General features: G+C 68.7%; 22 protein-coding genes. 7 read left to right on the forward strand and 15 right to left on the reverse strand.

Going from position 1 to position 19862, the window contains the following annotated elements; translation table 11 throughout:
- Window positions 1-86: 86 nt before the first annotated feature.
- Window positions 87-599 carry a peptide deformylase gene (def, locus tag ACM26W_RS03770; RefSeq protein ID WP_416139537.1) on the reverse strand — a complete coding sequence of 171 codons (513 nt, stop codon included), beginning with the start codon at window positions 597-599 and terminating at the stop codon, window positions 87-89.
- A 173-nt stretch (window positions 600-772) separates the two neighbouring features.
- Here def and ACM26W_RS03775 point away from each other — a divergent pair, with 173 nt between their 5' ends.
- Genes ACM26W_RS03775 through ACM26W_RS03800 form a run of 6 tightly spaced genes read left to right on the forward strand, consistent with a single transcriptional unit; the run spans window position 773 to window position 5792 of the window.
- Window positions 773-1882, forward strand: coding sequence for a LysM peptidoglycan-binding domain-containing protein (locus ACM26W_RS03775; RefSeq protein ID WP_416139538.1), 1110 nt, complete (start codon window positions 773-775; stop codon window positions 1880-1882).
- A gap of 9 nt (window positions 1883-1891) precedes the next feature.
- Window positions 1892-3004: a DNA-processing protein DprA gene (gene dprA / locus ACM26W_RS03780; RefSeq protein WP_416139539.1), complete on the forward strand. Its 1113-nt coding sequence runs from the start codon at window positions 1892-1894 to the stop codon at window positions 3002-3004.
- 53 nt (window positions 3005-3057) lie between these two features.
- A complete protein-coding gene (locus ACM26W_RS03785) occupies window positions 3058-3615 on the forward strand; it encodes an L-threonylcarbamoyladenylate synthase (RefSeq protein ID WP_416139540.1) in 558 nt (185 codons plus the stop codon).
- A gap of 38 nt (window positions 3616-3653) precedes the next feature.
- Window positions 3654-4583, forward strand: a complete 930-nt coding sequence (hemF, locus tag ACM26W_RS03790; RefSeq protein WP_416139541.1) for an oxygen-dependent coproporphyrinogen oxidase — start codon at window positions 3654-3656, stop codon at window positions 4581-4583.
- Window positions 4580-5410, forward strand: a complete 831-nt coding sequence (gene aroE / locus ACM26W_RS03795; RefSeq protein WP_416139542.1) for a shikimate dehydrogenase — start codon at window positions 4580-4582, stop codon at window positions 5408-5410. The genes hemF and aroE overlap by 4 nt, the downstream gene beginning before the upstream one ends.
- 52 nt (window positions 5411-5462) lie before the next feature.
- Window positions 5463-5792 carry a hypothetical protein gene (locus tag ACM26W_RS03800; RefSeq protein WP_416139543.1) on the forward strand — a complete coding sequence of 110 codons (330 nt, stop codon included), beginning with the start codon at window positions 5463-5465 and terminating at the stop codon, window positions 5790-5792.
- 34 nt (window positions 5793-5826) lie between these two features.
- Here ACM26W_RS03800 and ACM26W_RS03805 read toward each other — a convergent pair whose 3' ends face one another.
- Window positions 5827-6084 (reverse strand): hypothetical protein, encoded by a 258-nt coding sequence (locus ACM26W_RS03805; protein ID WP_416139544.1) that lies wholly within the window; start codon window positions 6082-6084, stop codon window positions 5827-5829.
- A 75-nt stretch (window positions 6085-6159) separates the two neighbouring features.
- Complete coding sequence (locus ACM26W_RS03810; protein WP_416139545.1) at window positions 6160-6963, reverse strand: M48 family metallopeptidase; 804 nt, start codon at window positions 6961-6963, stop codon at window positions 6160-6162.
- Between the two features lie 126 nt (window positions 6964-7089).
- Here ACM26W_RS03810 and ACM26W_RS03815 point away from each other — a divergent pair, with 126 nt between their 5' ends.
- Window positions 7090-7956 carry an ATP-binding protein gene (locus ACM26W_RS03815; protein WP_416139546.1) on the forward strand — a complete coding sequence of 289 codons (867 nt, stop codon included), beginning with the start codon at window positions 7090-7092 and terminating at the stop codon, window positions 7954-7956.
- A 198-nt stretch (window positions 7957-8154) separates the two neighbouring features.
- On the opposite strand, the gene ACM26W_RS03820 is transcribed toward ACM26W_RS03815, so the two are convergent.
- The 12 genes from ACM26W_RS03820 to ACM26W_RS03875 form a co-directional block, all read right to left on the reverse strand.
- On the reverse strand, window positions 8155-8781 hold the full coding sequence (locus ACM26W_RS03820; RefSeq protein ID WP_416139547.1) for a hypothetical protein: 627 nt from the start codon (window positions 8779-8781) through the stop codon (window positions 8155-8157).
- A 72-nt stretch (window positions 8782-8853) separates the two neighbouring features.
- Window positions 8854-10260: a ribosome biogenesis GTPase Der gene (gene der, locus ACM26W_RS03825; protein WP_416139548.1), complete on the reverse strand. Its 1407-nt coding sequence runs from the start codon at window positions 10258-10260 to the stop codon at window positions 8854-8856.
- Window positions 10257-11405 (reverse strand): outer membrane protein assembly factor BamB, encoded by a 1149-nt coding sequence (gene bamB / locus ACM26W_RS03830; protein ID WP_416139549.1) that lies wholly within the window; start codon window positions 11403-11405, stop codon window positions 10257-10259. The genes der and bamB overlap by 4 nt, the downstream gene beginning before the upstream one ends.
- Window positions 11402-12052, reverse strand: a complete 651-nt coding sequence (locus ACM26W_RS03835; RefSeq protein ID WP_416139550.1) for a YfgM family protein — start codon at window positions 12050-12052, stop codon at window positions 11402-11404. The genes bamB and ACM26W_RS03835 overlap by 4 nt, the downstream gene beginning before the upstream one ends.
- A gap of 55 nt (window positions 12053-12107) precedes the next feature.
- Window positions 12108-13418: a histidine--tRNA ligase gene (hisS, locus tag ACM26W_RS03840; protein WP_416139551.1), complete on the reverse strand. Its 1311-nt coding sequence runs from the start codon at window positions 13416-13418 to the stop codon at window positions 12108-12110.
- Window positions 13419-13462: 44 nt separating this feature from the next.
- Window positions 13463-14575 (reverse strand): flavodoxin-dependent (E)-4-hydroxy-3-methylbut-2-enyl-diphosphate synthase, encoded by a 1113-nt coding sequence (gene ispG / locus ACM26W_RS03845; RefSeq protein ID WP_416139552.1) that lies wholly within the window; start codon window positions 14573-14575, stop codon window positions 13463-13465.
- Window positions 14576-14584: 9 nt separating this feature from the next.
- Window positions 14585-15553 (reverse strand): RodZ domain-containing protein, encoded by a 969-nt coding sequence (locus ACM26W_RS03850; protein ID WP_416139553.1) that lies wholly within the window; start codon window positions 15551-15553, stop codon window positions 14585-14587.
- Window positions 15554-15583: 30 nt separating this feature from the next.
- A complete protein-coding gene (gene pilW, locus ACM26W_RS03855) occupies window positions 15584-16336 on the reverse strand; it encodes a type IV pilus biogenesis/stability protein PilW (protein ID WP_416139554.1) in 753 nt (250 codons plus the stop codon).
- A gap of 121 nt (window positions 16337-16457) precedes the next feature.
- Complete coding sequence (rlmN, locus tag ACM26W_RS03860; protein WP_416139555.1) at window positions 16458-17585, reverse strand: 23S rRNA (adenine(2503)-C(2))-methyltransferase RlmN; 1128 nt, start codon at window positions 17583-17585, stop codon at window positions 16458-16460.
- Between the two features lie 72 nt (window positions 17586-17657).
- A complete protein-coding gene (ndk, locus tag ACM26W_RS03865; RefSeq protein WP_416139556.1) occupies window positions 17658-18083 on the reverse strand; it encodes a nucleoside-diphosphate kinase in 426 nt (141 codons plus the stop codon).
- Between the two features lie 247 nt (window positions 18084-18330).
- Window positions 18331-18657 (reverse strand): HesB/IscA family protein, encoded by a 327-nt coding sequence (locus tag ACM26W_RS03870; protein ID WP_416139557.1) that lies wholly within the window; start codon window positions 18655-18657, stop codon window positions 18331-18333.
- Window positions 18658-18694: 37 nt separating this feature from the next.
- Complete coding sequence (locus ACM26W_RS03875) at window positions 18695-19852, reverse strand: aminotransferase class V-fold PLP-dependent enzyme (protein WP_416139558.1); 1158 nt, start codon at window positions 19850-19852, stop codon at window positions 18695-18697.
- Window positions 19853-19862 lie beyond the last annotated feature (10 nt).

Below are 19862 nucleotides of genomic sequence, written 5' to 3' on the forward strand. Positions count from 1 at the left end.
GTGCCCCTCATGATAACGGAGCCGGCCGCAAACGACGAAGGCCGACGCGCTAGCATCGGCCTTCGAGGGGCGGTGACGGAATGAATTCAGGCAGTCTGCATCTGCTTGTGGCGCTTCTGCATCTTCTTCATCACCCGATCGCGCTTGAGCGGGGATAGGTAGTCGACGAACAGCACACCCTCGAGGTGGTCGCGCTCGTGCTGGATGCAGTGGGCCAGCAGGCCGTCGGCTTCGAGCTCGTAGGGCTTGCCATCACGACCCAGCGCCTTGAGATGGACCCTGAGTGCGCGGGGGACCTCGGCATAATACTCGGGGATCGACAGGCAGCCCTCGGACATCAGGTCGCGCTCATCGCCTATCGGCGTGTACTCGGGGTTGATCAGCACCAGAGGGTTCGACTGAGCGTCGCTGACATCCATCACGATCACTCGGCGATGGATGTCTACCTGAGTGGCGGCCAACCCTATCCCACGGGCGTCGTACATGGTCTCGAGCATATCGTCGACCAGCTGGCGGACCTCGTCGTCGACCGTCTCCACCGGCGCTGCCCTGGTACGAAGCCGCTCGTCCGGGAATTCGAGGATCGGTAATTTGGCCATGGCGTTGGTTTCACCGTTATGCTGTCATTTACAGAATGACACTATTCTATAGGGGCGCCGTCGGCGGAGAAACCGCCGAACGTGCATTACGTCGATAACCTCAGACTATAGCATGCCGGCCAGGTTCGAAAAGAGCGCTCCAGGCCAGGCGAAACGACGCGGGGAGAGCAGGGATGAAGCAGACGAACGAGGGCAAGATGTGGCGCTGCTGGTCAGGCAAGGCGGCGATGCTGCTGGGTATGGCGGTGGCGCTGGGGAGCCTGGCCAGTGGCGCCATGGCCCAGGGACTCAGCTGGGCGGATGGCCTGCGCGGCGATGCCCCGGACCGCTACACGGTGGTGCGAGGCGATACCCTGTGGGACATCTCCGGCCGCTTCCTGCGTCACCCTTGGCAGTGGCCCGAGGTGTGGCAGGTCAACCCGCAGATCCGTAACCCGCACCTGATCTACCCGGGCGATGTCGTCTACCTCTATGACTGCAACGGCCGCCCCTGCCTGGGGCTGGAGCGCGGCCAGGGCCAGGTGCGGCTTTCTCCGGAGATGCGCACCATTCCTCACCGCGAGGCGATCGAGCCGATCCCGCTGGAGGCGGTCCGCCACTTCCTGCGCGATCACCGAATCGTCGACGACCCCGAGTCCCTCGACGAACTGGCCTATGTGGTCGGCGGCGACGACCGGCGCTTGATGAGCGGCGTTGGCGACCGTCTCTATGCCCGCGGCGAGGTGGAGGGCAGTGGCCGGGTCGGTTTCTATCGGGTTGGCGAGCGCTTCCTTGATCCGGCCAGCGGTGAGCTGCTGGGCCTGGAGCTGGAGAGCGTCGGTCAGGCGCGCCGCGAGCGTCAAGAGGACGACATCGTGGTACTGGAGGTCACCTCCTCGCGCCAGGAGGTGCGCAACGACGACATCGTGCTGCCGCTGGAGGTCCGTGACCTGGTCACCGAGTTCTATCCCCGCGCCCCGGAACGCGAGGTGTCGGGAACCATCCTGGCGGTGCCGGGAGGCGTGCAATTCATCGGCCGCCTGCAGGTGGTGGCGCTGGACCGTGGCCGCCGCGACGGCCTGGAGCCGGGGCATGTGCTGATGGTCGAACAGCGGGGTGAGCGGGTCAGTGATCCGCGTACCGGCGAATCTCTGCGTCTGCCCGGCGAGGATGCCGGCCTGGTGATGGTCTTCCAGCCCTACGAGAAGATGAGCTATGGCCTGGTGATGAAGGCCAGCCGTTCGCTCTCGGTGGGTGACCGCGTGCACACTCCCGAACGCGCCCTGGGCGCCGCCCTGCGCTGAGGCAATGCCATGACCGACCAGCGGCCCGGCGCCCGGGAGTGGCTGGCCCTCTCCAGGCTACCTGGCCTGGGGGCGGCGCGGCTCGCCGAGCTGGCCACCACGGTCACGGCCTGGCCCGATGGCTGGCTGGCGCTGCTGCCCCGGGAGGCCGCCACGGCGATGCGGCTGTGGCTGGACCACCCCGGGCGCAGCCCGCTTGATGACGATATCGCCCGGGCCGAGGCGTGGCTCGCCGAGGCCCCCGATCGCCATCTGCTCCACCCCGGCCACCCCCACTGGCCGACCCTGCTCACCGAGATCCCCGACCCGCCACCACTGCTGTGGGCCTGGGGTGATCTCGACGCGCTTGTGCCGCCCAGGCTGGCCATGGTGGGAGCGCGGCGCGCCACCCGCGAGGGGCTGACCAACGCGGCCACCTTTGCCCGCGAACTGGCCGGGCGCAGCTGGTGCGTGGTCAGCGGCATGGCGCTGGGCATCGACGCCGCCGCCCAGCAGGCGGCGCTGGACGCCGGTGGCAGCAGCGTGGCGGTGCTCGGCTGCGGTGTGGACGTGGTCTACCCGCCGCGTCACCATCGGCTGCATGCGCGACTGCGTGAGCCCGCTGGCCTGCTGCTTTCCGAGCATCCCCCCGGCACGCCGGCGCGGCCGGCCTTCTTTCCTCGGCGCAACCGCATCGTCACCGGCCTCGCCTTCGGCGTACTGGTGGTGGAGGCGGCCGAGCGCAGCGGCTCGCTGGTCAGCGCTCGCCTGGCCGGTGAGCAGGGGCGCGAGGTCTTCGCGCTGCCAGGCTCCATCCACAACCCCCAGGCCAGCGGCTGCCTGCGGCTGATTCGTGAGGGGGCGGTGCTGGTGCGTGACGTTGACGATATCGTCGCCGAGTTGACCCAGTGGCTGCCCGCGTTGAGTCCTCTGGTCCGCCCATGCCAGCCTCCCGCGCAGGAGGAAGCCCCGTCCAGTGACCCGCTGCTGCGCTGGCTGAGCGGCCAGCCGACGCCGGTGGACACCCTGGTGGGGCTCTCCGGGCTGGGCATCGCCGAGTGCCAGCGGCGCCTGCTGGAGCTCGAACTGGAGGGGCGGGTGGCCCACGCCGCCGGAGGCTGGGTGCGGCTCTCGGGGGCATGATAGAATCCGGGCCCATTCGAGACCCCAGCCCTGTCCATCGCCGAGGAGCCCCCATGAGCCAGGCCATCCAGATCGCGCACGCCGTTGCCACTCTGCGCCGGGGGGGCGTGATCGCCTATCCCACCGAGGCCGTATGGGGACTCGGCTGCGACCCGGACAACGACGAGGCCCTCACTCGGCTTTTGCGCCTCAAACAGCGCGACCCCGCCAAGGGCGTGATCCTGGTAGCCGGCAGCATCGCCCAGTTCGCGCCCTGGCTTTCGGGACTGCCCTTCGAGCTCCATGCCCCCCTGGCGGCCAGCTGGCCGGGACCCAATACCTGGCTGGTGCCCGACAACGGCCGCAGCCACGGCCTGGTCCGTGGCGGCCACACCAGGGTGGCGCTGCGGGTCAGCGCCCATCCGCTGGTGGCGGCCCTGTGCGAGGCCTTCGGCGGGCCCATCGTCTCCACCTCAGCCAACCGGGCAAGCGAGCCGCCGGCCATGAGCGCCGATGAGGTCCGCGATGTCTTCGGCGATGGACTCGATGCCATCGTCGAGGGCGAGCTCGGCGGCCTCGAGCGTCCCAGCACCATCCGCGACCTGGCCAGCGGCCAGCTGATGCGCGCCTGATTCCTGTCTTTCACCCGCCTGGCTGCGAGGAGATTACCTTGGCCCACGCCCGACTCGATGACGTCAAGATCTACCTGCTCGACCTTCAGGAACGCCTCTGCGCAGGCCTTGACGCTGAAGACGGCGGTAGAGGCTTCCGCGAGGAGGCCTGGGAGCGTCCCGAAGGGGGCGGCGGGCGCTCCCGGGTGATCGAGCACGGCCGCGTGTTCGAGAAGGGAGGCGTCAACTACTCCCATGTGTTCGGCGAGCGCCTGCCTCCCTCGGCCACCGCCGCTCGCCCGGAACTGGCTGGCCGCAGCTTCCATGCGGTGGGCGTCTCCTGGGTGCTACATCCGGAGAATCCCCATGTGCCGACCAGCCATGGCAACGTGCGCTTCTTCATCGCCGAGAAGCCCGGCGAAGATCCCGTCTGGTGGTTCGGCGGCGGCTTCGACCTGACGCCCTATTACCCAGTGCTTGAAGACGTTGAGCACTGGCATCGCGTCGCCCGCGACGCCTGTGCGCCCTTCGGCGACGACGTCTACCCGCGCTACAAGGCCTGGTGCGACGACTACTTCTTTCTGAAGCATCGTGGCGAGACCCGCGGCGTGGGCGGACTCTTCTTCGACGACCTCAACTCGGGCGGGTTCGAGACCTGTTTCGCCTTCCAGCGCGCCGTGGGCGACGCCTTCCTGGAGGCTTACCTGCCCATTGTGCGCCGTCGCCGCGAGATGCCCTGGGGGGAGCGCGAGCGCGAGTTCCAGCTCTACCGCCGCGGGCGCTACGTGGAGTTCAACCTGGTGTGGGACCGCGGCACCCTGTTCGGACTGCAGAGCGGCGGGCGCACCGAGTCGATCCTGATGTCGATGCCGCCCCTGGCGAGCTGGGAGTATGCCTGGGAGCCCGAACCCGGCAGCCCAGAGGCGCTTCTTTACGAGGAGTATCTGCACCCCCGCGACTGGCTGGGAGAAGAGGAGGCCCGCTCATGACCGACCGTTATTGCGTCTTTGGCAACCCCGTTGCCCATTCGAAGTCGCCCGCCATCCACACCGCCTTCGCCGCCCAGACCGGTGAGGAGATCGAGTACACCGCCATCGAGGCGCCGCTGGAGGACTTCGCCGGTGCCTGGCGGCACTTCGTGGCCGAGGGAGGCCGCGGCGCCAACGTCACCGTGCCCTTCAAGGAGGAGGCCTTCCGCCTCTGTGACACCCTGAGCGAGCGCGCCCGGCGCGCCGGGGCGGCGAACACCCTGATCCTCGGTGGTAACGGTGCGAGCGACGATGCCAAGGTCTATGGCGATACCACCGACGGCGTGGGCCTGGTACGCGACCTCAGGCGTCATGGCGTGACCCTGGCCGGCGCGCGGGTGCTGGTGCTGGGCGCCGGCGGCGCGGTCCGCGGGGTGCTCGAACCGCTGCTGGCCGAGGGGCCGGCGAGCCTGCTCGTCGCCAACCGTACCGCCGAGAAGGCCGCGCGGCTCGCCGCGGACTTCCGCGACCTGGGCGAGATCACGGGCGGCGGCTTCGATGCCGTGGCAGGGCCCTTCGATCTGGTGATCAACGGCACCAGCGCCAGCCTCTCGGGAGACCTCCCGCCGCTGCCCGATGACCTGTTCACCGCAGGCGCCACCGCCTATGACATGATGTACGGCGCCGAGCCCACGGTGTTCCTGCGCTGGGCCGTCGAGCGTGGCGCGCGCCCCTGTGACGGCCTGGGCATGCTGGTGGAGCAGGCGGCGGAGTCCTTCTTCCAGTGGCGCAGCAAGCGCCCCGACACCGCACCGGTGCTGGCGGCGCTGCGACACTCGCTGGGATGAGCAGTGGCCTGGCCGCAACGTCGCGGTTCAGGCCCGAGACGGGAGAGCCCCCATGTCAGATTCCTTTCGCCCGTCCAGCCTGGGTATCGTGTCCCTGCTGATCGCGCTTTTTGGCGCCGTGTTCCTGGCGGGGCTGGTGGTCGCGGCCTCGATCATCACGACCAGCGCCCCGGCGCAAGGCGAGGGTGCATCGTCGGGCGTCAGCCTGGTGGGGGTGGAGCTGCTGTTCCTCGTTGCCCTGCAGCTGGTCGCCGCCGGCATGGGGATCGCCTCGTTGCGCCGCCCAGGCGAGCGACGGCTATTCGGCCTGCTGGGTACCGGCACGGCGACGATCGTCATTGCGCTGGCCGTGGGGCTGGCGCTGGCGGGGCACCTGCTGTGATCGACGTGGCTCAGCGCCGCTTGATGTGGAGCCCTCAGCGTTTCTTTACATAAAGCCCCACCACACACAGTGCCATGCCGAACAGCGAGAGCAGCATGCCGCCGTTGACCAGCCACGGATAACGCTCCAGCCAGGAGACGAAGGGCTGGGGCGTGTCGCGGCAGACCCCCTCCAGGTAGTCCCAGTAGCCGCCGGCGTGGACGCATTCGCGTACGTCCGACAGCTCCCAGAAGTAGACCCCCATCAGCAGCAGGAGGGGGGCAATCAACAGCAACAATCCGAGCTTCAGCATTCGCTATCCATAGGGGGTGTGTAGCTTGGGGAAGCGCCGATTTATGTCGAGCGCAGCAACAAAATCAGCCTTTCCCTAGGGGCGCGGGCAGTTGGGCGTGCGGCCCGCCTGCCGGGCCTGCTCGTAGCGCGCTACCGCCTCGGGCATGTTGGCCTGCAGGCCAGCCATTCGCTGGCCCTGGCTGGGGTGGGTAGACATCCAGGCCGGGGGACGAGCGCCGCCGGCGGCCTCCATGTTCTCCCACAGGGCGACGCTGGCGCGTGGGTCGAAGCCGGCATCGGCCATCAGCCGCAGGCCGATCACGTCGGCTTCGCTCTCGTGGCGGCGCGAGAAGGGCAGCAGCACGCCGTACTGGGCGCCGAGCCCCAGGGCACCCATCATCTGCTGTCCCCCCGGGCCCTGCATGCCGGAGACCGAGGAGAGCACGGAGAGGCCGAGCTGGGTGGCGGTCTGGGTGGAGACCCGCTCGTTGGCGTGACGGGCCAGCACGTGGCCGATCTCGTGGCCGACCACGGCGGCCAGCTGGTCCTGGGTCTGGGCAACGCTCAGCAAGCCGGTGTTGATCCCCATATAGCCGCCCGGCAGGGCGAAGGCGTTGGCCTGCTCCGACTCGAAGACGCGAATCTGCCAGTCCTGGGCGCGCTGCTGTTCCGCCGGCAGCGCGCCGACGATGGCCTCGGCCACGCACTGCGCATAGCGCTGTGAGGCGGCATCGGCCTGGGGCAGGTCCTGCTGGTACTGGTCGAACGCCTGGGCGCCCATTTCGTTGAGCTGTGCATCGGACACCAGGGTGAGCTGCTGTCGCCCGGTGGGTGAGGTAGCGCAGGCGGTAAGGGTAAGGCTCAAGGCGCCAATGGCAAGGCAGTGGATCCAGCGCATGGTAGGTCTCCTGTGACCGGGCTCGGTCGTCCAGCCTGGTCAGACTCTGGACGGGGCATCGGGTTCGCCACAAGATACCCGGAACGCCTGCAAGGTCAACCACACGACACGGATAAGGAGAATGCCATGGACCCCGAGCTGACGCGTCGCCTGCTCAACTTGCTGGATCATGTGGAGCACTGGTTGCCGCCGCCTCCCCAGGAGGTGGACTGGCACCGCGATGTCGCGGCCCTGTGGCAGCGCCACAGCCTGGGCGGCCGGCTCTTGCCGGTGCCGCCCCGGGACGCCCTGAGCCTGGACGACCTGCTGGGCATCGAGCGCCAGAAGTTGGCGCTGGTCGATAACACCCGCGCCTTCCTGCAGGGGCTGCCGGCCAACCATGCGCTGCTGTGGGGCTCCCGGGGGAGCGGCAAGTCGTCGCTGATCCGCGCGCTGCTCAACTCCCTGGCCCCGGATGGGCTCCGCCTGGTGCAGGTGGATCGCCATGATCTCGCCGGCCTGCCGATGCTGGTGGAGCAGCTGCGCCATCAGGACCAGCGCTTCGTGGTCTATTGCGACGACCTTTCCTTCGAGGGCCACGACGACGCCTACAAGGCGCTGAAGAGCGTGCTGGACGGCGCCCTGACCGGGCCGCCGCCCAACGTGCTGCTCTATGCCACCTCGAACCGCCGCCACCTGCTGCCGGAGTCGATGAGCGACAACGAGGGCTCGCGGCTGGTGGGTGACGAGCTCCACCACGGTGACGCCGTGGAGGAGAAGATCTCGCTGTCCGACCGCTTCGGCCTGTGGCTGGGTTTTCATCCCTTCAACCAGGACGTCTACCTGGAGGCCTGCTGCCACTGGGTCACCCAGCTGGGCAGCCGCGAGGACTGGAACGCCGAGGCCCGCGCCGAGGCGATCCGCTTCGCCACCCTGCGCGGCGGGCGCAGCGGCCGCGGCGCCTGGCAGTTCGCCACCCAGTGGGTGGGCCGCCGGAGGCTGCACGGGAAGTAGGGAATGACTCTTGGGTTTTGTGGGAGCTGGGCTCTCCCGCGGTTCGACGCTTCGACGAAGGGAGACCGAAGGGCTCCTGGGCGGCATACGCTAACGTAAACAACACCGCCGGGGCGCCTGCGGCGCCATTCGCCCGGCAGAGCCGATCTCCCACCAGTAGTCTCAAGCCTCGTTGAGGCTTGAGGAGCCTTGCCAATATTACCCCCGCGGAATCAGCGAGCCGTCTTCGCCTACGCCCAGGCGGATGGTGGGGGTGAGAAGGCCGGCGGGCAGGGTCATGCCCAGGCCGCGCAGGTCGCCGGGGGTGATGGCCAGCTCGCTGCCGGCGGGCAGTTCGCCTTGGCGGGCCAGCTGGCTGGCCAGCTCCACCATGGGGCCGAGCTGCTCGCGGCCGCCGCCCAGCAGGTCGAAGGCCACCGGCAGGCGCAGGTTGGCATCGTCTCCCGAGGTCAGGGTCACGTCCTGCTCGTAGTTGCCGCTGACCGGGTCGACGCCCGGCATGTCCAGTGACCAGCGGAAGCCGGCCATCTCCACCGGCGGCATGCCCATCGGCAGGCCCAGGCCCATGGCCAGGGTCGCCTGTACCGGCAGGCTGCCGGCGCCGAGGCTCGACATCGCCAGGGACATGATGTCGCTAGTATCGAGGCGTGCATCCACGGCGTAGGGGCCGATGCGCACCTCCTCCACCCCCAGCGAGGTCACCGCCAGGCGGAAGGCGAACAGGCCGGTCTGGGGCAGGGCCAGGCAGCCGGCGAGCAGGGCGGAGAAGCACAGCGGCGCAAGCAGCCGCCAGCGCCGGAAACGGGCAGGAACAAGACGAAACATGGGCAGGGGTGTCTCCTTCAGGAATGGGTCTGGGAAGGCGGGCCGGGCGCTGGCGGAGTGGACGCAGCGAAATCAGCGGCGGCGGCTGTTGCGCGCCTCCTTGGTGCGTCCCAGTTCGCGCTTCTTGGCCTTCTCGCGGTCGCTGGCATCGGCCATGGGGTCGAAGGGGTTCTTGCCCGATCGGAACTCGAAGCGCATCGGCGTACCGCGCACCTTGAGCACCTTGCGGAAGGTGTTGGTCAGGTAGCGGCGGTAGGCCTCGGGCAGCGACTCGGTCTGGTTGCCGTGGACCACGATGATCGGTGGATTGGCGCCGCCTTGGTGGGCCATGCGCAGCTTGATTCGCCGGCCATGCACCAGGGGCGGCTGGTGGGACTCCACGGCGTCCTGGAGGATGGTGGTCAGGCGGTTGGTGGACCAGTGGGCATTGGCCGAGGCGAAGGCGCGCTCCAGCGACGGGTAGAGGTCGCCCACGCCGGTGCCGTGCAGCGCCGAGATGAAATGCAGGTCGGCGTAGTCGGCGAAGCCCAGGCGGCGCTTGATCTCGGCGCGCATCTTCTCCTTGGCCTCGTGCTCCAGGCCGTCCCACTTGTTGACCGCCAGCACCAGGGCGCGACCGCTGGTCAGCACATAGTCGAGCAGGTGCAGGTCCTGCTCCACCAGGCCCGAGCGGCCATCCAGCACCACGATGGCGACATGGCACTCCTTGATCGCCTCCAGGGTCTTGATGATCGAGAACTTCTCCGCGATCTCGTGGACGTTCTTGCGCCGCCTGACGCCGGCGGTGTCGATCAGCACGTAGGGCTTGCCGCGTCGCTCGAAGGGGATCTCGATGGCATCGCGGGTGGTGCCGGCCTCGTCGAAGACCACCACCCGCTCCTCGCCGAGCAGCCGGTTGACCAGGGTCGACTTGCCCACGTTGGGGCGGCCGATCACGCCGATCCGGATGCCCTTGGTGCCGGTGTCTGCCGGGATGCTCTCGTCACGCGCGGGGAAGGGCGCGAGCACCTCCTCGATCAGCGTGGTGACGTTGCGGCCGTGGGCGGCGGCGATAGGCCGCGGCTCGCCGAGGCCCAGTTCCCAGAACTCGGCGGTGGCGGTGGCCTCGTCCAGGCCGTCGGTCTTGTTGACGACCAGCCAGGTCTTCTTCTGGTTGACCCGCAGGTGGTTGGCGATGGCCTGGTCGGCCACGCTGAGGCCGGCACGGGCGTCCACCAGGAACAGCACGATGTCGGCCTCGTCAATGGCGACCAGCGACTGCTCGGCCATGGCCGCGTCGATGCCATCCTCGTCGCCGCTGATGCCGCCGGTGTCGATCACCGTGTAGGCCTTGTCGCCGAGCAGGCCGTTCCCGTACTTGCGGTCGCGGGTCAGGCCCGGAAAGTCGGCCACCAGGGCGTCACGGGAACGGGTCAGGCGGTTGAACAGGGTCGACTTGCCCACGTTGGGGCGTCCGACCAGGGCGATCACGGGTGTCATTGGATGTCCAGGGTCTCTAGGCTGCCGTCGTTGGCGAGCACATGGATGCGACGGCCCTCGGTGATCGGACGCACGCTGATGCCGGAGCGGTCGACCCGCTCGCGGCCGACGATCTCGCCGCTACGGGCATCGATCAGATGCAGGTAACCCTCGAAGTCGCCGAACACCAGGTTGCCATCGGCGAAGGCCGGGGAGGTGATGCTGCGACCCTCCAGGGCGGTATTGCGCCAGATCTCGCTGCCGTTGTTGGCGTCCAGGGCATGGATGTGGCCCGCCTCGTTGACGGCGAACAGGAAGTCACCGACCAGCACCGGCGTGTGGTAGCTGGAGAAGTCGATGGCCCACAGCGGCTCGCCGCGGGTGGCTTCCAGGGCGGCCAGGTTGCCGTTGAAGCTGGTCACGAACAGGCGGCCATCGGGGGTCAGGACCGGCTGTGCGGCAAGGTCCACCAGGCGGTCGATGTCGCTGCGGCCCTGGGCCACGGCGATGCGCCGCTCCCACAGCGGCTGGCCGCTGCTGTTGTCCAGGGTGACCAGGCGGCCGTTGGCGAAGCCGGCGAAGGTGACCGGGTCGATCACCGTGGGGGTGCCGGTGCCGCGCAGGGTCAGCGCCGGGCGGCTGGCGGTGTAGCGCCAGCGCTCCTCGCCGCTGGTGCGATCCAGGGCGGTCACGCTGCCATCGACGCTCTGCACCACCAGCAGCTGCTGGTTGGGCTGCGGGGCGGCCAGGATCTCGCTGGTAACCCGGGCGCGCCAGCGCACGCTGCCGTCGCGCTGGCTGAGGGCCAGCACCTCGCCGTTACGGGTGCCCAGGTAGACGTCACCGGCCACGGCGGTCAGGGCGCTGGAGACGGGGACATCGAGATCCACCTGCCACTGGCGATCGCCGTCATCGGCGTCGAAGGCGGCCAGCCGGCCGTGCTCGTCGGCGGCAAACAGGGTGTCGCCATCCCGGGAGGGAGCGATCGGGTAGCCGGCGCGACCCAGGCCGCGGCCGACCCGCTGGCTCCAGGCGCTGGCGAGCTCGGCGCGCTCCTCGAAGCCGCTGAGCTCCTTGGGTGGGTACTGTGGCTCCACCCGGTTGCCGGCGCAGCCGGCCAGCAGGGCCAGGCCGGCCACGGCGGCGATCAGCAAGGTCGGTTTCATGAGTTCAATCCCAGGTTGTCGAGCTTGAGCTGTACGCCGTAGAGCGGCTGGTCGCGGGCCTCGGCCAGGTCCAGCGCCTCGCGCCAGGCCGTGCCGGCCTCGCTCTCGCGGCCCAGGGCGTGATGGGCGTCGCCGCGAACTTCGGCGCGTTGAGCGGCCAGGGTGTCGGGCACGCCGGCCTCGAGGGTGGCCAGTGCCGTCTCGGCGTCGCCGTCGGCGACCTGCAGACGAGCCAGGCGCAGGCGCGCCAGGCCCGTGACGTAGTCGCGGTTGCTGGCGTCGATTACCGCCTGCAATGCGGCGCGGGCATCGGCCGGATCGTCCTGGGCCAGCGCCAGGCGAGCGTCGATCAGCCGCGCCAGGTCGGCGTAGAGGGTCTTGCCGTGATTGTCGGTGATCTCTACCACCAGCTCGCGGGCTTCGCTCAGGCTGGCGCCGTCAAGCTGGGTGCCGGCGGTCAGGTTGATCAGGTGCTGATAGCGGGCCGAGGCGGCGCTGGCCTGATTCTCCTGGTAGTTCTGCCAGGCGTTCCAGCCGAAGATGCCGGCGGCGGCGATGGCCACCCCGGCGACCAGCGCCATGCCGTTCTCCTTCCACCAGCGCCTCAGCGCGTCAAGCTGCTCTTCCTCGGTTCTCAGCTCCGCCACGGGCGGTCTCCTTGTGTTCGTGTGGACGCCGGTAAACGGCCGGCTGCCCGGGTGATCAGGTGTCCTGCTCAGCCAGCAGTCCAGTGAGGGTCTCGGCCAGGGCGTCCTGGGCCAGGCTCTGCTGCTCGCGCTCCTCGCGCAGGAACTTCAGGGTCGCGGTACCCTGGGCCAGCTCGTCCTCGCCCAGCAGCAGCGCCAGGCGGGCGCCGCTCTTGTCGGCCTTCTTGATGCGGCTCTTGAAGCTGCCGCCGCCGCAGTGCAGCTGGGCGCGCAGGCCGGGCAACTCGCTGCGCAGCCGCTCGCCCAGCAGCAGGGCAGCAGCGGTGGCGGCGTCATCCATAGGCAGCAGGTAGAGGTCCAGCTCGCCGCGGGCGTCCTCCGGTACCAGCTCGAGGGTCTCGAGCAGCAGTATCAGGCGCTCGATGCCCATGGCGAAGCCCACCGCCGGGGTCGGCTTGCCGCCCAGCTGCTCCACCAGGCCGTCATAACGGCCACCAGCGCACACCGTGCCCTGGCTGCCCAGCGCCGTGGTGGTCCATTCGAAGACGGTGCGACCGTAGTAGTCCAGGCCGCGCACCAGCCGCGGGTTGATCACGTAGGCGATGCCGGCGGCGTCGAGTATGGCGCAGAGCGTCTCGAAGTGCGCGCGGGACTCGTCGTCCAGGTGGTCGATCAGCTGCGGCGCATCGGTCAGCATCGTGGCCATGTCGGGATTCTTGGAGTCCAGGATGCGCAGCGGGTTGCTGGCCAGGCGACGGCGGGAGTCCTCGTCGAGCTGGTCGTGGTGCCGTTCGAAGTAGGCCACCAGGGTGTCGCGGTAGGCGGCACGCGCCTGCGAGGAGCCTAGGGAGTTGAGCTCCAGGGTGACGTGCTCCATCAGACCCAGCTCGCGCCACAGCCGCGCCGAGAGCAGGATCACCTCGGCGTCGATATCCGGGCCCTCCAGGCCGAAGGCCTCCACGCCCACCTGGTGGAACTGCCGGTAGCGGCCCTTCTGGGGGCGCTCGTGGCGGAACATCGGGCCCTGGTACCAGAGCCGCTGGGTCTGGTTGTGCAGCAGGCCGTGTTCCATGGCGGCACGCACGCAGCTCGCGGTGCCCTCGGGGCGCAGGGTCAGGCTGTCGCCGTTGCGATCCTCGAAGGTGTACATCTCCTTCTCGACGATGTCGGTGACCTCGCCGATGGAGCGCTTGAACAGGGCGGTCTGCTCGACGATCGGCGTGCGGATCTCGGCGTAGCTGTAGCGAGCCAGCAGCGCCTGCACCTTGCCCTCGAAGTACTGCCAGAGCGGGGAGTGCCCCGGCAGTAGGTCGTTCATGCCGCGGATGGCCTGGATCTTCTTCTTGCTACTTTCGGACGTGCTCAACGCTTGCTCCTTGATGGGTCGCCGCGGCGATGGTGTGCTGCCGCTCAGCCGCGGGCGATCATGTCCTGTTCGGCCTGCTCCTTCTCGCGCACCTTGTCGCGGATCAGCCGCTCGAGGTCATCGACCAGGTGGTCGTTGCGCAGCTTGGTGGCCGGCTTGCCGTCGATGTAGACGAGGTTGGCAGGCGAGCCGCCGGTGAGGCCGATGTCGCTCTCCTTGGCCTCGCCGGGGCCGTTGACCACACAGCCGATCACCGAGACGTCGAGCGGCGTCATGATGTCCTCGAGGCGTTCCTCCAGGGCGTTCATGGTGCCGATGACGTCGAAGTTCTGGCGCGAGCAGCTGGGACAGGCGATGAAATTGATGCCCTTGGCACGCAGGCGCAGGCTCTTGAGCATGTCGAAGCCGACCTTGATCTCCTCGACCGGGTCGGCGGCCAGCGACACGCGGATGGTGTCGCCGATGCCGTCCATCAGCAAAAGGCCGAGGCCGATGGAGGACTTGACGGTGCCCGAGCGCAGCCCACCTGCCTCGGTGATCCCCAGGTGCAGGGGCTGCTCGATCAGGCCGGCCAGCTTGCGGTAGGCGGCCACCGCCATGAACACATCGGAGGCCTTGACGCTGACCTTGTACTCCTGGAAGTCGAGGCGGTCGAGGTGGTCGATATGGCGCATGGCGGACTCGACCAGGGCGTCCGGGGTGGGCTCACCGTACTTCTTCTGCAAGTCCTTCTCGAGCGAGCCGGCGTTGACGCCGATGCGGATCGGGATGCCGTTGTCGCGGGCGGCCGAGACCACGGCGCGCACGCGCTCTTCCTTGCCGATGTTGCCGGGGTTGATGCGCAGGCAGTCAACGCCGAGTTCGGCGACGCGCAGGGCGATCCTGTAGTCGAAGTGGATGTCCGCTACCAGCGGGACTGCCACTTCACGCTTGATCTTGCCGAAGGCCTCGGCGGCGTCCATATCGGGCACCGAGACGCGCACGATGTCGGCGCCGGCGGTCTCGAGCTGACGGATCTGCGCCACGGTGGCGGCTACGTCCAGGGTGTTGGTGTTGGTCATGCTCTGCACGGAGATGGGGGCGTCGCCCCCGACCGGCACCTGGCCAACGTGGATCTGGCGTGACTTGCGACGAATGATGGGGGATGGGGCGTGCATGGTGACGGATCAATCTCCCAGGGTGAAGCGAGCAACATTGTTGGCACCGGCGCGTGCGCCGAGATCGACGCTATCGCCTGCCCACAAAAGTTCTACGCCGGTGGCATTGCCCACGGTCAGGCGGAAAGGCGGTTCGCCTTCGACGCTGGCCGTGGTGCCGGGTTCCTGCAGGCCGACGAAGATGCGCTGGTTGTTGGCATCGAAGATCTCGGTCCAGGACTGCTCGTTGAAGGTCAGCTCAAGCTGGCGCTGGCTTGAGGCGGTCGTGGCGACCTCCTCTTCCGCGGCGACCTCATCGCCGGTGGCAGCGTCGGCCATCTCGGGCACGGCATCGGTCAGCGCCAGGACGCTGTCGGCGTCACCCTCGGGGGACTCATCGGCCAGGGCGGCGGGGTCTTCCACCAGGCCCAGGCCCTCACCCTCCTCGGGCAGCGGCGGGAGGCTCTCGGCGGGGGCTTCGCTCACCGCGGGGGCCTCGGGCTCGGCGATGGTGGTGGTGGTGCCGTCCAGGCCGTCCACGGCCACCGGGCTGCTGTCACCGATGCCGGGGGGCTCGTTGCCGCCGCGGCTCTGCCACCACATCAGGGTCAGCCCGATCAGGCCGGCGATCACCAGCAGGGTCACCAGCCGGAACAGCCAGGCGCCGAGCTTTGACGGCGGCCGGGTGATCTGCACGGGAGTGACGCGGCGCTCGGCCTCCTCGCCGCCGAAGCGGACGCGATAGGCGTCGAGTACCGGCTTGTCATCGATGCCCAGTAGATGGGCATAGGCGCGCAGATAGCCGCGCCGGTAGGCGGCGACCGGCACCTCCTCGTAGCTATCCTCCTCCAGCCCGCGAATCACCGCCGGGCGCAGGTTGAGCCCGCCGGCCACCTCGGTGACCGATAGGCCCTGGGACTCCCGCTCGCTCCTGAGCTGCTCGCCCGGTGTGGCCGAGAAGGCGGTATCCGCGGGGTCCGGTGTCTGGGTGTCGCTCATGGCTGAGCATCCTTCGTCAAGAGTCTTGGATCAGGGCGTGCCGGGGCGGCCGTCCAGCTGTTCGGAATAGAAGGCCGCAGTGGCCCGGTCACCCCTCGCCTCCGCGATCTGCCGGGCCAGGCGCAATGCATCTGGATTGGCGCCGGCCAGGCGGATAAAGGTGTCGATCTGCTGCTGGGCGAGCTCGTGGTTGCCGGCGGTGTGCTCCAGCTCGGCCCGGGCGTAGTAGCTGCGCGGATTACGTGGGTCGATGTTCTGGGCCCGTTCGAGGCTCTGTCGGGCCGCCGCGAGATCGCCCAGCTCGCGCTGGCACTGTCCCAGGTTGGCGAACAGCTGAGCCCTGGCCGGATACTGGGCGTCACTCGAGGCCAGCTCGAGCTGCTCGCAGGCCTCGCGGATACGGCCCTGATCGTAGAGGAAGGCCGCGTAGTTGTTGCGCCCCCGCGTGAAGTCGCGATTCGCCGAAAGCGCCCGCCGGAATGTCTCGTCGGCGAGCTGGCGCTCTCCCTGACGCTGATAGACCATGGCCATGGCCTGCAGCGCCTCCGGGTCGTTGGCGTCGATGGCGAGCGCACGGTCCAGGGCGCCCATGGCGCGCTGCAGATTGTCGCGCTCCAGGTAGGCCGCGCCCAGCTGGGTATAGGCATCGGCGGGCCTGGTTTCCCGCTCGCTGCCTGCCAGCCCCTGGGTCTGGGTGGCACAGCCGGCAAGCCAGAGGCTACCCAGCAGCAGGGCCAGGGTGGGCAGTCGCGAGGTGCGGGGCTGGCGGGTATGACGCGTCATTGTGATCTCCCCACGGTCGACACGAAGCCCCGGCGGCATGCTGCTGGCAGGCGGGCCGGGGCGATCAAGAGCCTGACCATCAAAGCGTCGTGCCCGGTTGAAGTCAAGGCGGCCCACCCGCTCAGTCGGCGTCGATCTGGATCGACTGGATATAGCGTTCGTGGCGCTTGGTACGATCCTTGACCCTGCCCACCAGCTGGCCGCAGGCGGCGTCGATATCGTCGCCGCGGGTGGTGCGGATCGGCGCCGTGTAGCCCAGCTCATAAAGCCACTGCTGGAAGCGCACCACCTGATTGCGCGAGGGCTTCTCGTAGCCGGAGTGGGGGAATGGGTTGAAAGGTATCAGGTTGATCTTGCACGGCAGCTCGCGCAGCAGCTCGGCGAGCTCCTCGGCGTGCAACTGCTGGTCGTTGACGTCCTTGATCACCGTGTACTCGACGGTGACCATGCGGGTGTCGTCGCACTTGGCCAGGTAGCGGTGGCAGGCGTCCAGCAGGGCGCGGATGTTGTACTTGCGGTTGAGTGGCACCAGCTCGCTGCGCAGTTCGTCATTGGCGGCATGCAGCGAGATGGCCAGGCTCACGTCGAGCTCATCGCCGAGCTTGTCGAGCATCGGCACCACCCCGGAGGTGGAAAGGGTGACGCGGCGCTTGGAGAGGCCGTAGCCGTTGTCGTCGAGCATCAGCTTCATGGCCGGCACGACGTTGTCGTAGTTCATCAGCGGCTCGCCCATGCCCATCATCACCACGTTGGTGACCGGCCGGTTGGCGGTGTCCTTGCGCGGGCCCACGCTGCGCTGGGCGACCCACACCTGGCCGATGATCTCGGCGGCGGTGAGGTTGCGCTGGAAACCCTGCTTGCCGGTGGAGCAGAAGCTGCAGTCCAACGAGCAGCCCACCTGGGATGAGACGCACAGGGTGCGGCGCTTACCGTTGTCGGCGGGGATCAGCACCGTCTCGACGTAGCTGCCGTCCTCGACCTCCAGCACCCACTTGCGGGTGCCGTCGCTGGAGGTGCCTTCGTAGACCACGCCGGGACCGCGGATCTCGGCCATCTCGGCGAGCTTGGCGCGCAGAGCCTTGGCGAGGTTGGTCATGGCCGCGAAGTCGTCACAGCCCTCGTGGTGGATCCACTTCATCACCTGGGCGGCGCGGAACTTCTTCTCGCCGATGGAGAGGAAGAAGGCTTCCATCTCCTCGCGGGACATGCCGAGCAGGTTGGTCTTCTGGGGTGCGGTATCAGCGGTCATGGCGGTCAGCGGGTCGGGGAAGGGGAAACGGCAGGGTGGGCGGGGGCAGAGCCCCCACCCGGCGAGACGCGATCAGCGCGGGCAGATCTCGTCGGCGCCGAAGAAGTAGGCGATCTCGCGCTCGGCGGACTCGGGGGAGTCGGAGCCGTGCACGGCGTTGGCGTCGATGGTCTCGGCGAAGTCGGCGCGGATGGTGCCCGGCGCGGCTTCCTTGGGGTTGGTGGCGCCCATCAGCTCACGGTTCTTGGCGATGGCGTCCTCGCCCTCCAGCACTTGCACGACCACCGGGCCGGAGGTCATGAAGCCCACCAGATCCTTGAAGAAGGGGCGTTCCTTGTGCTCGGCGTAGAAACCGCCGGCCTTGTCGTCATCGAGCTTGAGCATCTTGGCGGCGACGACCTGGAGGCCGGCCTTCTCGAAGCGGGCGATGATCTCGCCGACAGCATTCTTGGCAACGGCATCGGGCTTGATGATGGACAGGGTGCGCTGGGTAGCCATGGGCATGTCTCCAGTAGGGGGTGAGGGAAGTGGATGAATAGCACCGCGCCGCCCGTGGGCTCCCGGGGCGGAGCGAGGGCGGCGCGGTGAATCGGATAAATCGGGCCGGCGATCCGGCGGCCGGCGATCCGGCGCTTCGGCTGACTGCGCCGACTGGGCGGGGATTATACCGCCCCGGGGTGGCGTTGAACAATCGTCGCCGCGCGAAGAGGGGCGGCGCCCCTCTGGCCTCGGGAATATCGTGGGCTCAGACAGTAAAGCTCTCGCCGCAGCCGCACTCATCCGTGACATTGGGGTTGTTGAAGCGGAAGAAGCGGTTTAGCCCCTCGTTGACGTAGTCCACCTCACTGCCGTCGAGCATCTCCAGCGCCTCGGGGGCGACGAAGACCTTGACGCTGTGCTCCTCGAAGCAGACGTCGTCGTCGGCAGCCTCATCGGCGAAGTCGAGCACGTAGCTGTAGCCGGAGCAGCCGCTGGGCTTGACCGAGACGCGCAGGCCGAGGCCCTCTCCGCGCTCGTCGAGCACCCGGCGGATCTGGTCGGCGGCCGCGGTGGTGATGGTCAGGTGCGCCATGGGTCTCTCCTTGATTCGGTGGTCGGGACATACTGGCTCAGACAGCCTGGCGGCGCAGCCCGGTGAGGGCGTGTCGCAGGGCGGAAAGCGCCGTGTCGATATCGGCGTCGGTGGTGAAGCGCCCGAAACTGAAGCGCAGCGAAGCCAGCGTGAGGGCCCGCGGCAGGCCGATGGCCTTCAATACATAGGACGGCTCGACGCTCGCCGAGTTGCAGGCGGAGCCGGTGGAGAGGGCCACGTCGCGCAGCGCCATCAGCAGCGATTCGCCGTCCACCCCCTCGAAGGCGAGGTTGAGGATGTTGGGCACCGCCACCTCCACCGCGGTATTGCGGTGGATGCCACCGACATCGGACAGGCCATCGAGCAGCCGATCACGCAGCGTCGCGATGCGCGCCTGGTCGGCCTCACCCTCGGCGCCGGCCAGGGCGAAGGCTTCGCCCATGCCGACGATCTGGTGGGTGGGCAGGGTGCCGGAGCGCATGCCGCGCTCGTGGCCGCCGCCGTGGATCAGCGCCTCCAGGCGGATGTCGGGGTGGCGCTTCACGTAGAGGGCGCCGACGCCCTTGGGGCCGTAGGCCTTGTGGCCGGAGAGCGACATCAGGTCGATGCCGAGTCGCTCGACGTCTAGCGCCAGGCGGCCCACCGCCTGGGCGGCGTCGACATGGAACAGCGCACCGCCGGCGTGGGTCACCTCGGCAAGCGCCGCCAGGTCGTGGATCACACCCAGCTCGTTGTTGACCGCCATCAGCGACACCAGCACGGTGTCTTCGCGCATGGCCTCGCGCAGCTGCTCCGGTGTGACGCGCCCGTCGCGTCCCGGAACGAGCCAGGTCGCCTCGAAGCCCTCGGTCTCCAGCGCCCTGGCGGTGTCCACCACCGCCTTGTGCTCGACGATGGAGGTAACCAGGTGGCGACCGCGGTGGCGATTGGCGCGCAGGTAGCCGATCAGCGCCAGGTTGTCGGCCTCGGTGGCGCCGCTGGTCCAGACGATCTCGCGGGGGTCAGCGCCGATCAGGTCGGCGACCTGGCGGCGGGCGTTCTCCACCGCCTGTTCGGCCTGCCAGCCCAGCATATGGCTGCGCGACGCCGGGTTGGCGAAGATGCCGTCGAGGGTCAGGTGGCGGCTCATCAGCTCGGCGACGCGGGGGTCGACGGGCGTGGTGGCGGCGTAATCGAGATAGACGGGTGTAGTCATGGACTCGGGT

The sequence above is a fragment of the Halomonas sp. HK25 genome, from assembly GCF_047795635.1.
Classification (GTDB): Bacteria; Pseudomonadota; Gammaproteobacteria; order Pseudomonadales; family Halomonadaceae; genus Halomonas.